This is a genomic window from Kitasatospora sp. NPDC057542, from assembly GCF_042801945.1.
GTDB lineage: Bacteria > Actinomycetota > Actinomycetes > Streptomycetales > Streptomycetaceae > Kitasatospora.
Genome location: NZ_JBHVFE010000021.1, coordinates 1 through 13,140, shown reverse-complemented (window position 1 = coordinate 13,140; position 13,140 = coordinate 1). Strand labels below are relative to the sequence as shown.

12 protein-coding genes are annotated in these 13,140 nt (G+C 72.0%); 5 read left to right on the top strand and 7 right to left on the bottom strand.

The window, feature by feature from the left end; all coding sequences use genetic code 11:
* Positions 1-174: 174 nt before the first annotated feature.
* Entirely contained in the window at positions 175-1,515 is a 1,341-nt protein-coding gene (locus ACFU7Y_RS05100) for a glutamine synthetase family protein (RefSeq protein ID WP_224282824.1), read from the top strand.
* A 144-nt stretch (positions 1,516-1,659) separates the two neighbouring features.
* Here the strand turns inward: ACFU7Y_RS05100 and ACFU7Y_RS05095 are convergent, their stop codons facing one another.
* From ACFU7Y_RS05095 to ACFU7Y_RS05085, 3 genes are all read right to left on the bottom strand, one after another.
* A complete protein-coding gene (locus tag ACFU7Y_RS05095; protein ID WP_224282825.1) occupies positions 1,660-2,217 on the bottom strand; it encodes a GNAT family N-acetyltransferase in 558 nt (185 codons plus the stop codon).
* Positions 2,214-3,509, bottom strand: coding sequence for a type III PLP-dependent enzyme (locus ACFU7Y_RS05090; protein ID WP_380766512.1), 1,296 nt, complete (start codon positions 3,507-3,509; stop codon positions 2,214-2,216). Before ACFU7Y_RS05090 ends, ACFU7Y_RS05095 begins: the two co-directional genes overlap by 4 nt.
* Before the next feature lie 178 nt (positions 3,510-3,687).
* Positions 3,688-3,888 (bottom strand): hypothetical protein, encoded by a 201-nt coding sequence (locus ACFU7Y_RS05085; RefSeq protein ID WP_380766511.1) that lies wholly within the window; start codon positions 3,886-3,888, stop codon positions 3,688-3,690.
* Between the two features lie 162 nt (positions 3,889-4,050).
* Between ACFU7Y_RS05085 and ACFU7Y_RS05080 the strand changes: the two genes are divergently transcribed.
* Positions 4,051-5,334: an amidohydrolase family protein gene (locus ACFU7Y_RS05080; RefSeq protein ID WP_224283038.1), complete on the top strand. Its 1,284-nt coding sequence runs from the start codon at positions 4,051-4,053 to the stop codon at positions 5,332-5,334.
* Positions 5,335-5,529: 195 nt separating this feature from the next.
* On the opposite strand, the gene ACFU7Y_RS05075 is transcribed toward ACFU7Y_RS05080, so the two are convergent.
* The 3 genes from ACFU7Y_RS05075 to ACFU7Y_RS05065 form a co-directional block, all read right to left on the bottom strand.
* Positions 5,530-6,672, bottom strand: coding sequence for a catalase family protein (locus ACFU7Y_RS05075; RefSeq protein ID WP_380766510.1), 1,143 nt, complete (start codon positions 6,670-6,672; stop codon positions 5,530-5,532).
* A 57-nt stretch (positions 6,673-6,729) separates the two neighbouring features.
* Positions 6,730-8,049, bottom strand: a complete 1,320-nt coding sequence (locus ACFU7Y_RS05070) for a Dyp-type peroxidase (RefSeq protein ID WP_224283036.1) — start codon at positions 8,047-8,049, stop codon at positions 6,730-6,732.
* Between the two features lie 148 nt (positions 8,050-8,197).
* Complete coding sequence (locus ACFU7Y_RS05065) at positions 8,198-8,788, bottom strand: hypothetical protein (RefSeq protein ID WP_224283035.1); 591 nt, start codon at positions 8,786-8,788, stop codon at positions 8,198-8,200.
* Between the two features lie 426 nt (positions 8,789-9,214).
* Here ACFU7Y_RS05065 and ACFU7Y_RS05060 point away from each other — a divergent pair, with 426 nt between their 5' ends.
* The gene (locus ACFU7Y_RS05060; protein WP_224283034.1) at positions 9,215-9,892 is read left to right on the top strand and encodes a GAP family protein; all 678 of its coding nucleotides are present in this window, start codon (positions 9,215-9,217) and stop codon (positions 9,890-9,892) included.
* A 209-nt stretch (positions 9,893-10,101) separates the two neighbouring features.
* Positions 10,102-11,226 (top strand): site-2 protease family protein, encoded by a 1,125-nt coding sequence (locus ACFU7Y_RS05055; protein WP_380766509.1) that lies wholly within the window; start codon positions 10,102-10,104, stop codon positions 11,224-11,226.
* A 52-nt stretch (positions 11,227-11,278) separates the two neighbouring features.
* On the opposite strand, the gene ACFU7Y_RS05050 is transcribed toward ACFU7Y_RS05055, so the two are convergent.
* Positions 11,279-12,262: a CapA family protein gene (locus ACFU7Y_RS05050; RefSeq protein ID WP_224283797.1), complete on the bottom strand. Its 984-nt coding sequence runs from the start codon at positions 12,260-12,262 to the stop codon at positions 11,279-11,281.
* 271 nt (positions 12,263-12,533) lie between these two features.
* Here ACFU7Y_RS05050 and ACFU7Y_RS05045 point away from each other — a divergent pair, with 271 nt between their 5' ends.
* Positions 12,534-13,028: a universal stress protein gene (locus ACFU7Y_RS05045; protein WP_224283798.1), complete on the top strand. Its 495-nt coding sequence runs from the start codon at positions 12,534-12,536 to the stop codon at positions 13,026-13,028.
* Positions 13,029-13,140 lie beyond the last annotated feature (112 nt).

Here is a 13,140-nt window from a genome sequence, read left to right as displayed (position 1 = left end):
TTCTCCTCCCCGCCATCGCCCGAGAACGCACCGCGCGAGATCAGAGGCCGGGCGTCACCCGAAGCTCCCCGCGCGCCTGTCCTGTGTCACGTCGCAGATCCGGCCGTTCACGGACGAGTGAACTCCCGGCTGATCTCTCACGCACCGGCTGCTGCCGGCGCCAGCATGGGCGGCATGACCACCACGTACCCCCGAGCCGAGCGGGCCGCCCAGGCCCGGGCGGCCGAAGCCCAGCTCGCCGCCGACGGAATCGACGGGGTGGTGTTCGGCTGGGTCGACAACGCCGGACTCACCCGGGTGAAGTCCGTCCCGCTCACCCGGCTCGAACACGCCGCCGAGTACGGTGTCGGCGCCGTTCCCTGCTTCGACGTCGCCCTGGTGGACGACTCCTTCGCCACTTCGCCATCGAGTACCGGCCCGGTGGGCGACCTGCGGCTCGTCCCCGACCTCGACCGGCTCACCCCGCTCGCCGCCCAACCCGGCTGGGCCTGGGCGCCGGCGGACCGCTACACCCAGGACGGCACCCCGCATCCCGGCTGCCAGCGCCAGTTCGCCCGCCGGGCCACCGAGGCCGTGGAGCGGCGCGGGTTCTCGGTGCAGGCCGGGATCGAGATCGAGTGGGTGGTGGCCGACGCCACCGGGGCCCCCGCCACGACCGGGCCCGCGTACGGGATGACCCGCTTCATCGAGCGTTCCGACTACCTGCGGGAGGTGCTGCGCACCCTCACCGCCCAGGGGGTGGCCGTACTCCAGGTCCACCCCGAGTACGGCGCCGGGCAGTTCGAGGTCTCGGTCGCCGCCGAGGGGCCGGTCGAGGCGGCCGACACCACGATGCTGGTGCGCCACACCATCCGGGCCGTCTCCGCCCGGCACGGCCTGCGGGTCTCGTACGCGCCCCTCTTCACCGAGGGCGCCATCGGCAACGGCGGCCACCTGCACCTCAGCCTCTGGCGCCAGGGCCGGAACCTCGGGCACGGCGGCCCCGGCCGCCACGGGCTGCATCCCGAGGCCGAGCAGTTCCTCGCGGGCGTCCTGGCCGAGCTTCCCGCTCTGCTCGCCCTCGGCGCGCCCAGCGTCGCCTCCTACCTGCGGCTGGTCCCCTCCCACTTCGCCGGGGCCTACCGCTGCTGGGGCCTGGAGAACCGTGAGGCGGCACTGCGCCTGATCGCCGGCTCCGCCGCCGGGCAGGCCAACGCCGAGGTCAAGTGCTTCGACGCAGCCGCCAACCCGTACCTGGCGGTCGGCGGCGTGCTGGCCGCCGGGCTCGCCGGCCTGGACGCCGGCCTGCCCCTCCCGCCCGAGACCACGAGCGACCCCGCCGCCCTCGGCGACGCCGAGCGCCTCCCGGCGAGCCTGCCGGAGGCGATCGACGCGTACGAGAAGTCTGCACTGCTCCGGCAGGCGCTCGGCCCAGAGCTGTACGAGACCGTGCTGGCCGTCCGGCGGGCGGAGGCGGAGCTGTTCGCGATGCACACGGATGCGGACGTCATCGAGGCCGTCCGCTGGCGCTACTGACGAGCATCGGTTCCGCGCCGTCGGCTCCCCGGCGATGAGCAGGTCGAGAACCTGCTCATCGCCGGGGAGCGTGAGGCGCCAGGAGCGGGCCGCAGGTGGCCGGTTGGGAGCGGCGGAACTCGTCGGGTACGGGGGACGTCTGCATCAGCCCACTTCGGCTCTGGGTGAGGACCCGAGAGTCGGATCGGTGACAGCGGGTTCCAGCGGCTTCGCCATGTAGACCGCCTCGGCGCCGTAGCTCGCGGGCAGCCCGATCTCGGGCCGGGCATGGTAGCCCAGGGGGGCCCACACGGCCTGTGCACCGAGGACGGCGACCAGCGAGACCGTCCGGTAGCCGGCCGCCGGCGCGGTGCCGTGCAGGTGACGCATCATCCGCGGGGCGAGGCCCCGGCCGCGCAACTTCTCGGTGATCACCACGTCGTGGGTGTGCAGGTTGCTCCCCCGGTGGCTCTCCCCTACCGCGCCGTCCTCGGCCAGGCTCAGATCCGGGCAGCGGAAGAGCGGGTACGGCAGGGCGAGCAGGTATCCACCCAGGCTGCCCGCGTACTCCAGCACGAAGCAGGTCGAAGGCGAGGCGCGGTGTCGGGAACGCAGGGCCTCGCGGCCCTCGGACAGGCCGCTCGCGGCGTAGGCGCGTTCCTCCAGCGCGACCACCTCGTCCCAGTCCTCCTCCCGGAGCAGTCGGATGCGGTACTCGCTCATGCGTTTCCTCCGTTGCGGTGCCCACCGATGCAGGTGTGCGGCAGCGGCGCGAAGCCGTTGAACCCACGGGTGGCGTAGGCGGTGGCGTACGCGCCGCAGGAGTGGATCCACACCGGGTCGCCGGAACCGATCGCGTGCGGGACGCGGACCAGGCCGTCGTCCTGCGCGTACGCGTCGTCGCTGTCGCAGGTCGGGCCGGCCACCACGGCGTTGACGAACTGGCCGCCCGGGTGGGTGGGGAACTCCAGCCGGTACTGCAACTGGTCCATCTCGTACAGGCCGTTGAACTTGCCGCAGCTGAGGTAGAGCCAGTCCTCCCGGGTGCCGTCGAGGCGACGGCGGGAGGTGAGCCGGGCGGCGTGCGCACGGATCGCACCGTGGTCGGCGACCAGGTGGCGCCCGGGCTCCAGCAGGAACTCCAGCGGCGCGGCGCTGACGGCGCGCAGCCGTTCCATGCCCTCGCGGATCACCGCGAACATCTTGTCCAGCGGCGGTTCGAGCGGGCGCCCCCGCCGGTCGAGGACGCCGAGGGCGGGCAGGCCGCCGCCGAGGTTGATCCGGGTCGGGGTGATGCCGCGCCAGTTGAGCGCCTCCAGCACGGCGGCCAGCGAGTCGATCGCCGTCCCCCACGCCTCGGCGGTCATCTGCTGCGAGCCGACGTGCACCGACAGGCCTGACGGCACCAGCCCGGCGGCGCGGGCTTCGCCGAGCACCCGCAGGGCGTCCTCGGGCGAGCAGCCGAACTTGTGACTCAGGCCCCACAGCGCGCCCTCGCCGGTGGTCGCGATCCGGCAGAACACCCGTGCGCCGGAGGCGTGTTCGGCGATCGCCGCGACGTCCTCCAGGCTGTCGGTGGCGAAGTCCCGCACGCCCAACCGGTGGGCCTCGGCGATGTTGCGGTCGGACTTGACGGTGTTGCCGTAGTGGATCAGCTCGGGCGGCACACCGGTGCGCAGGGCCTGGGCGATCTCCTGCGGGCCGGCCGCGTCGAAGCCGGAGCCGAGCGCGGCAAGGTGGCCGAGCACCTCGTCCACCGGGCAGGCCTTCATCGCGAACCGGACGGCCACACCCGGCAGTTCGGCGAGAAGTGCGGCGTACTGGCCGCCGATGCCGTCCAGGTCGTAGATGATGGCGTCCTCGATGGCGCCGGCAAGCGCGGCGCGCAGGGCACTGTGGTCGTGCTGGTCGGGGAGGGGCGCAGTGGATGCGTGCACGGTGGCCGGCGCGGTCGGGGCGCGGTGGCCGGTTCTGCCGTGGGCGGCCGTCCGGCGCGGTTCGGCGGTCTGGCGCATGTCGGTGGTCTGAGGCCTCACGTGTGAACTTCCGGTCCGACTGGATGATTGATGCCGAGGGCTTGCTGGCACGCATGAGATGAAGCGAGGGAGTCCGAAGGTCGGTTGTGACGCCTGACCCGGGCTCCCTCTCCGCACGCACTCTACGTACTTCCGGGGCCTGCACCTGCCGCGCGCCCTACGCCGCCTGACCGGCGCGAAGGCCGACGAGCGCGAGACCCTGCTCGGCATGCTCCGCGCCGAACCCCACCTCTCCGCGCCCCGCCCCGGGCCACCGCTCGACATACGGAACCACCCGAACGGCGTCGGTGTGAGCCTCCACGGCCTTGACGATCAGGTCCCACCGGACGCTGTCGGGGATCCGGATGCCCGGAATCACGCACGGCGGCGCCCTGTGCGGAGGGGGAAGACGGGCGAGACGGTGGTGGCCGTCCGGGACGCACGCGAGGCTGGGCCGGTCGGCTGACGACCGGGCACGGTCGGACCGGCAGATCGGTCCGTCGCTCTGGTCCCGGCTCCGTGACCGGCCGAAGATGGCGGCATGGGTGTCGACGACTCGGGTACCGGGCTGCTGGTGACGAACGTGCGCGTCTTCGACGGGATCGGCGAGGAGTCGGTACCGGGGCACGTCCGGGTCGAACGGGACAGGATCGCAGAGGTGGTGCTGGGCCGCCCCCTCCCGCGCCGTGCACCCCACGGGGCGACGGTGCTCGACGGCGGCGGCCGTACCCTCCTCCCGGGCCTCACCGACGCGCACGTCCACCTGTTCGCGATCGGCGGCACCATGGCGGAGCTGCAGCTCGCGCCGACCGGCACCGTCTACTACCAGGCCCTGGCCGCGGCCCGCGACATGCTGATGCGCGGCTTCACCACGGTGCGGGACATGGCCGGCGACACCGAGCCGCTGCGACGGGTGCTGGACCGCGGGCTGTTCCCGGGCCCACGGATCTACCCGAGCCAGGCCGCCATCTCCCAAACCGCCGGCCACGGCGACTTCGGGACGGTCTACGACGCCCCGACCGCTCTGGGCGGGCCGCAGGCCCGAACCGAACAGATCGGGTTCACGCGGGTGGCCGACGGTCCGGAGCGGGTGCTCGCGGCGGTGCGCGAGCAGCTGAGGAAGGGCGCCACGCAGATCAAGCTGATGGCCGGCGGCGGCGTCGTCTCCGAGTTCGACCCGCTCGACGTGCTGCAGTTCACCACGGCGGAACTGGAGGCCGCCGTCGACGCGGCCTCCGACTGGGGCACCTACGTGACCGTGCACGTCTACACCTCCGAAGGCATCCGCCGCGCGGTGGAGGCCGGGGTGCGCTGCATCGAGCACGGGCACCTCGCCGACGAGGACACCATCCGCTACCTCGCGGAGAAGGACGTGTGGCTCAGCACCCAGCCGTTCGAGGTCGACGACCACCACTACGCATCCGCGGACAGCGACCGCAAGAACCGCGAGGTCTGCGAAGGCGTCGCCCGCACCATCGGCTGGGCGGTGAACCACGGCGTGCGGCTCGCCTTCGGCACCGACCTGGTACTCGCCCCGGGGAAGGCCCACCGGCAGAACGAGATGCTCGTCCGCCTCGCCACCTACCTCAGCCCGGTCGAGGTCCTGAAGACGGCCACCTCCGGCAACGCCGAACTCTTCCGCCTGTCCGGCCATCGCGACCCCTACCGTGCGGCGCCGCTGGGGGTCGTCGCGCCGGGAGCCTGGGCCGACCTCCTCGTCGTCGACGGCGACCCGACCACCGACCTGTCCGTCCTCGCCGATCCCGAACGCAACCTGCGACTCATCGTCAAGGACGGCGTCGTCCACAAGAACGAGCTCGGCTGACCCGAGCCGGCCTCCTGCTCGGCTGCGACCCCTTCTGTCACGACGGCGGCCGATCTCCACGGCCAGACCGGTGCCGGGCGAGGAAACCGCCCACGAGACCGGAGCCCAGGGCTGGGCCGGCGCCGTCCCCGCGGCCGCTCGGTGACCCGGCACGGGCCCCTGCGCGACCAGCCCGATGCGCTGACCGACGCAATGTCACCTGTACGGGTGGCCGGCCGGGCCGAGTACCTCGTCCGCACTTCGGGGCTCCGTGCGCGGCTGCCGGTTGAGTCTGTGGCGCGCGATGGAGGAGTGCCGGTAGACCTCTTTGCGGGCCCGCATGATGTTGCCCAGGGGGGCGTGCTCGGCGGTGACCCGCCAAGGCGTGAAGGACAGTGAGTCCATCTTCTCCAGGTTCTCCGGGCCGGAGATGTCCTGCTGCGGCAGTCGCAGCCTGGCCACGGTGACGGACGGCGAGAGCTTCTCGGGCCACTCCACGGTGGTGTCCTCCACCGGCATGCGCTCAAGGTCGGTGCAGAGCTGGACCTGGATGTCGAAGGCGTAGGGCCGCTCCTGCAGTTCGGCCTGTAGGGCCGGCCGGAAGACCTCCGCCGCCGAGGTCGGGTCGATGTCGCGCCGTACCACCGCGGCGGCGGCGGACGGGTCGGGGGTGATGCGCACCTTGGCGACGTAGTCCCCGTGCCGGACCGCGCCCATCGTCCAGTAGCTCGACAGCAGGACGTTCGCCGGAGGGATCCTGGACAGACGCAGGAAGGCCAGGAACTCGTCCCACGCCCAGTCGTCCTGGTTCAGTGTCCCCTTTCCGGTCACGAACTCGGTGAAGAAACGATGTGCTCCGGGTCGGCCCTGGGAGAAGTAGGCCGGCGCGTCCAGGAACAGTTCCTGGATGAACAGGTAGTGCTCGACGGTGTTGCAGAAGAAGATCGGTCCGTTGATGTTGGCGTAGTCGAAGGTGCCCGTGTCCGGTTCGTCCTCCAGCAGAGTCGGGCCCGGGATGTCGAACATCTTCAGCGCCAGTCCGGTGGCGGCGCCCAGTCGTGCGTCGGCTCCGGCGTGGGGCGAGCCGTTGGAGAAACGGATGAGCGCATCGTGGGTTCCCGGGGTCGCGTAGATCCCCTGGGCGTACTCGGGGGGCAGCCCGTCCAGGATCTCCACTTCCCCTCGGACCAGCCCGTACCCCTTGGCATGGGCATCGCGCAGGGCCCGGCCGGTGCCGCCGGCCTCGACCGACCCGGCGATGTAGTTCTCGGTCCTTTCGATCACCGTCTGCAGGTTCTCGTCGAAGTGCGGATCGTCGTCTTCGATGCCCGGTGTGTAGCGGACGAACTGTGCTGCCATGACTTCGACTTCTCCTCTCGGAGACCCTGATTGCACCTCGGGAGCCTGGAATCGCCCTCAGTCCTCCAGTTCGGCGAGCCAGCGCATGGCGCGCAGTCCCGGCACGAAGCAGTACTCACCTCCGCGGGTGACCACGAAGCTGGGCAGGTTCCGCAGGCGACGCCGTACCGGCTTCTCCGGGATGGTGACGCTGCCGGTTCCGCCGTGGTGCCCGGCCACCGGATCCTTCTCGCCGGGGTAGCCGATGAAGTTGCCGTCGTTGAGCCATTCGGCCTTGATGAACTCGAACTGCCTTTCCAGATGGGCCCCGAGGAAGACTCCGACCAGGCCGCGGTCGGCGCCGTCGTCCTCCAGCGCGCCCTCCGGGAGCGGCGGGCCGTAGGTGGTGCCGCGGCGGATGAGACGGTGCATCCGCGCGTCGCCGATGATGGTGGAATCACGGGGGTTGGTGCGCCGGATGTGCGCACCGGCGGGACACCGGTACCCCCGGTCGTCGTTCTCCCGGTACAGGAAGTTGTTGACGCGGTGCGGATCGGCCGCCAGCTCCGGATCGTCGTGCTCCGGCGTCAGCGTCAGCGGCGCCCCGCTGGGCCAGCGCCCGACCATCTTCGCCGCCAGGAGGGCCTCTTCCTCGGCGCTGGAGCTGTTCGCGCGGAGGTACCGGCGCCAGGCCGCCACGTTGGTGTGGACCTTGCGCACGGCCGCGTAGGTGCCGTTGCGCCCCAGCACGTCGGGGCTGGGCATGGGTGGCAGGCTGCCGGTTTCGTCCGGGTAGCCGAGGATGAACTCGCCGGCCTTGATCGGGACTTCCTGCGGGTTGGAGCCGGGCAGTCCGACACCCTCGATGTTCGGATGGCTGATGCCGTCACGGAACCCGAAGGTGGTGCGGCCGGTCGGGAGCTGGCGGACCTCCTGCTGCCAGATCACCCGGACACCGGGCGTGTCCTCGTAGGCGGCACGGGCCCGCTCCAACTCCTCGTCCAGCTGCGCCGCTTCGGAGGAGAGGGCACTCAACGCGATGTGGACGTCGCCCGTTCCGAACGGCGCCTCCCAGTGGGCCGGCGCGCTGTCGCCCACGTCGCCGATCAGCTCTGCCCGAGCGGCCATGCCCTCGCGGAACGCCTGCGGAAAGCTGTCCAGCGACTCCTGTGGCACCCCCAGGGCCCTCAGCCCCTGGTAGGTGAACGCCACAGCGACCCAGGCGTCCCGGCTCTGTTCCGCGCTGGGCAGGCCGGCCGAGGTCACCGGGAGCAGCCGCCGCAGCAGGGCGCGTCCGGCATGGCGGTCGTCGACGCGCAGGAAGACGTACTTTCCCTGATACGGCACGGGGCGTGGACGCAGGGCCCCGCTCTGGACGTCGTCGATCTCGACGCTCATACCGGCCGCGCTGCTGCTGTCCGCCGAATTCATGTTTGCCTGTGCCTCCGCATCGGTCTCTGTCCGGGCATCCCCGCACTGGCGACTCTCACCGGCCGACGCGGTCCACCGGCGGCGGGTCGGCTCTGAGGGTGGCTGCGCCCGGGCTCTAGGCCGAGGCTTCCTCCAACAGCTTCCGGAAGGCGGGCGTGGCCACCAGCTCCGCGTTGGCCGGATTCTCCAGCGCCGCCCGGAACTCGGGGGTGTCCAGCACCTCCTGGAACGCTTCGTCCACACGCTGGTCCTTGTAGATCTGCTGAACGGTCAGGTCGGGATAGGCGCTGACGAACACCCCGGCGGGCTCCTGGTGGGCGAGGAACCAGTCCTTCGCCCCGGGATCCTTGACGCCGGGGAACCCTTCGCTGTGCGAGAAGACCTTGTCGAAGCGCTCCCCGACCACCGTCTTGGCGAAGTCGTCGATGTAGGTGTCCCAGGAGCCGTCGAAGACGCTGGCGAACATGAACCGGGTGTCGTTGTCGAAGATCACATGTCGCGCGTCGTGCAGGGTGCCGATCTGGCGCACCGCCGCGTGCGTCCTCTCGGCAGCCGCCGTGTCGGCCATCGCGGCGAGATCCTCCCGCAACGCATCCGCATGGCCCGGCTTGATCTCGGTGAAGACGGTGAACTCGCTGCAGACCCCATCCGACCTGCCCGGCCGCTCGGGGTGCGCAGACTGGGCTGCATCTCTCGTCGCAGTCATCGTGAAACTCTCCTGCCACGGATCGGAGCGAGGGCCGCCGAGCACCCGGACGTGAGGCGCCCTCGCCCTCGCATGTCAATCCTCATCGCGGATGCGCTGCCTCGCACCTTCAACCCTGATCGACGCCTTCACCGGATTCCCGGGAACCTCCGGCCCTGGCGAGTGTCCATCCGGTCACTTCACGTTGCCTCCACCAGGGCGATGCCGTTCCGAGAAGCTCCCGAGGACAGATCCGGCCAGGCGCAGGACGATGGAAGCGGTGGGACGTGCCGAGTATGCCGCCGTCGCCATTCCGGGCAGCCGCTTCCGCACAGCCGTGAAGACAACGGCGCAGCCGATCACGGAACAACCCGTTGCATCGTACGGACGGTCGGATCACCCGCTTCCCCCGAGCCCGTTCCACCGGATCGCCATCCGGAGGCAACCATGGGCGCAGTTCTCGGTGACGTGCTGGGTTTCGCGGCGGCCGTCGCAATCAGCCCGCTCCCGATCATCGCCGTCATCCTCATACTCGCCACGCCCCGAGGACGTCTCAACGGTGTCCTCTTCACCGTCGGCTGGATCCTGGGACTCACGGCGCTGGGCGCGGTGATGCTGGCGATCGCTTCCCCGGCAGGCGCCTCCGCCCACGAGCACCCGGCTACCTGGGTGGGAGCGCTCAAGCTCGCTCTGGGCGTGTTCCTCGTCCTCTTCGGTGCCCAGCACTGGCGTCGACGCCCGAGGGATCCCTCGCAGGCCCAGCTGCCGAAGTGGATGGGCGCGATCGACCGCCTCGCGCCGGTCAAGGTATTCGCACTCGGGCTGGCCTTCTCCGCGCTCAACGCCAAGAACGCACCGCTGACCATCGCCGCGGGCGCCACGATCGGCTCAGCAGGACTGCCGGTCGGGCAGCAGATCGCATCGCTGGCGATCTTCGTCGTGATCGCCACCCTCGGCCTGCTGGCCCCGCTGGCGGTCTTTCTTCTCGGCGGAGAGCGGGCCAAGACCGTGCTCGGCGGCTGGAAGGAGTGGGCAGCCCAGCACAACGTCGCCGTGATGGCCGTCCTGTTCTTCGTTCTCGGGCTGAAGCTGCTCGGAGACGGCATCGCCGTCCTCGTCTCCTGACAGGCTCGGTTTCATCGCGGGCGCGGAGTGGGCCCATCGGACCGTGACGGACGGTCCCTCCGAGCGCACGATGGAAGCAGCGACCGGCACCTCGATGACGACGAGGACCGCGGAGTCCCCGTCGCCGCACCCGGGACGAGGCGGCTCCGGCCCGGCCGCGCGGGCAGAGCACGGGACCCGGCCGGCAGCGACCCGGAGGAGGTGTCGGGATGCGCGGGTCCGCATCGCTGGGGAGGATCCTCGGCATACCGCTGCGGATCCACTGGAGCGCACCCGTCCTGGTCCTCTTCTTCGGTGTCAGTCTCGCCGGGCAGACCCTCCCCGCGTTGGTTCCCGGCCGCTCCGGCACCGCCTACGGCTTCGCCGGCCTGGTCGGGGCGCTGCTGCTCACCGTGAGCCTGCTCCTGCACGAGACGGCCCACGCCGTCACCGCGCGGCGGGCCGGGATCCGGGTGGACGACATGACGGTCTTCGCGTTGGGCGGCGTCACCCGGATGGGCCGGGCTCCGAGCCCCGGCCGCCAGTTCGCCGTCGCCGGGATCGGGCCGCTCACCAGCCTGGTCCTCGGCGGCGTCTTCCTGGGCGCCGGACTCGGCGTCGAGCGCGCCCTCCACTGGGAGCTGCCGGCCGCGGTGCTGCTGTGGACCGCCTGGGCCAACCTGCTGCTCGGGGTGTTCAACCTGCTGCCCGCCGCTCCCCTGGACGGCGGGCGGCTCCTGCAATCGGTGGTCTGGTGGCGCCGGGGTGACCAGGAACAGGCCGAACGCGTCGCCGGACGGGCCGGCCAGGCGGGCGGCCTGCTGCTCTGCGCCGTCGGCTGGTTCGAGTTCCTCCGGGGCGGCGGAGCCGGGATCTGGCTCCTGCTCGTCGGGTTCTTCATCTGGTCGTCCGCCCAGGCAGAGGTCCGCCGCGCCGTGCTGGTGGGCGCCCTGCGCGGTACCCGGATCGGCCAGGTCATGACGGCGCCGGTCACCACCGGGCCCGACTGGTTCACCCTGGACCGCTTCCTCGCCGAACCCGCCGCCCGTGCCGGGCTCCCGGTGGTCCCCCTGGTCGACGTCGCCGGCCGTCCGAGCGGCCTGCTCGACCTGCGCCGGCTCGCGGCCGTCCCGCCCGCGCGCCGGGCCCAGCTGCGGGCCCGCGACCTGGCCACCCCGCTGTCGGCGTGCCTGGTCGCCGCGCCCGGGGACGACCTCGTCGAGGTTCTGGACCGCGCGAGCGCCCCGCCACCGATCCTCGTCCTGGACGACGGCCGGGTCGTCGGCGTGGTCACCACGGAGGATCTCGACCGGATCGCCCGCGCCCGGCAGCCGAGGGCCACGCGCGGACGCTGAACCCGACCACACCGCCCGGCCGGCCGAACGGGCCCGACCGCCACCGCCGCCCTCAGCTCCAGTCGACCGTCAGCCGCCCGTCCCGTTCGCCCACCTCGGTGCCGAAGTCGGCACAAGCGGTGGCGAACCGTTCGCGGATCCACTCCCACTCCTCGCCACGAGCAGAGCGGGTGTGGCAGAACTCCAGGGCCAGCGGCAGTGCCTCCAGCCGGACCGGCGCCAGGTCCGCACCGTCCGGCCCGTCCAGCGTCACCAGGAAGAGCAGCCCGAGGTCGTTGCGCAGCACCGGGTCGACCGCGTAGTCGTCGACGAAGTCGCCCAGGTCGTACAGGACGCGGTCGGCGACGCCGTGGAAGACGTGGGCGGAGTGTCCGGCGACCAGCGTCGCCCCGGCGGCCAGCAGCCGTGGGGCCGCCGCGCGCACGTGCGACGGCGGCCCGGGCGTCATGTTGGGGCCCCAGTGCGGGGTGACCAGCACCGCGTCGGCCTCCCGCGCGGCCCGGGCCACCAGGACGGTCAGCCAGTCGGGCACGCCCGTCCACAGGTCGGCCCAGGCCACTCCGGGACGCCCCGCCCCGGCCGCGTATTCCTTCGGATGGTCGGTGACCCCGACCACCGCCAGCCTCGCCCCGCAGGCCTCCAGCACGGCGAAGTCCCGCGCGGCCGACACGTCCCGCCCCGCGCCGACCGTGCGGACGCCGGCTTGCTCCAGCAGGTCGCAGGAATCGGCGAGGGCCTCGAAGCCGTAGTCCAGGGCGTGGTTGTTGGCCAGTGTCACGCAGTCCACCCCCAGTTCCGCGAGGACGGCGGCGGCCGACGGCGGGGCGCGGAAGAAGAACGGCTTGTCCGGATCCGGCCACCGCTCCCCGCGGCCGGAGACGCAGCACTCCAGGTTGAGCACGACGAGGTCGGCCGCCGCCAGTGCCTTCCGCACCTCCGGGGAGAACAGCGTCCCCGGTGTCGGCGAGCGCCGCAGTTCCTCGGCGACTCCACGCCCGAGCATCGTGTCGCCGGCCAGCGCCACCGTGAGCGTCATCGTCCGCGGCCTCCTCGATTCGTGAGTCCCCGCGTGTAACGCGCCTCGCTCCTCCAGACTCGGCCCGTACTCCGTCGCGGGCAACCTCCTTCCCGGGATGCAACCGTGTGCGGCCGTTCACGGGGCGAGGACGGACATGCCGCCGCGCCGTCGCCGGAGGATCATGAATGCAGCGGACGCACCGGTATCCGCGCCTCCCCGGGTCCGCGGAATCCGCCGGATCCGCTGAGCCTGGCAGCCCGCTGCCGGGCCTCACCTCCTGGAGGTCCCCGTGAACCACTCTCCCGCGTCAGGTCCCGCCGGTCCGATCGTCGTCGGTACGGACGGCTCGGAGCCCGCCCGCAGGGCCGTGCTCTTCGCTCTTCGCGAGGCACAGCTGCGAGGGGTCGGCGTGCGGGCCGTCTGTGCCTTCGGCGGCCGACACGCCGATCCGCCGGACAGGGCCATGACGGGCTGGAACCGCCCGAGCGGCGGGCCGGCGCCGCACCTGCACGACGCCGTCGCCCGCGAGGTGGCGGACTTGGTCGAGGAACTGCGACAGCAGGTCGGCGAGCCGTACGTGGAGGTCGAGGTGCGCTGTGAGCACGGCCGACCCGCCCAGGTCCTACTGGAAGAGAGCGAGGACGCCTGTCTGCTCGTGGTGGGCACCCGTGGCGCCAGCCGCTGGGGCCGACTCGCACTCGGCTCCACCAGCACCGAGATCGTCCACCACGCCCACCTCCCCGTCGTCGTCGTACCGCCCGAGCCCGGGGCCGCAACCAGGTGAACCGTGCGGGGGAAGCGCACAGGAACGCACCACGGACGCGGGGAAGACGTGGAGGCAGGTTCGCCCGGCCCCGCGAACAGCGGGTGGCCCGGGAACGAAGCCGTTCCCGGGC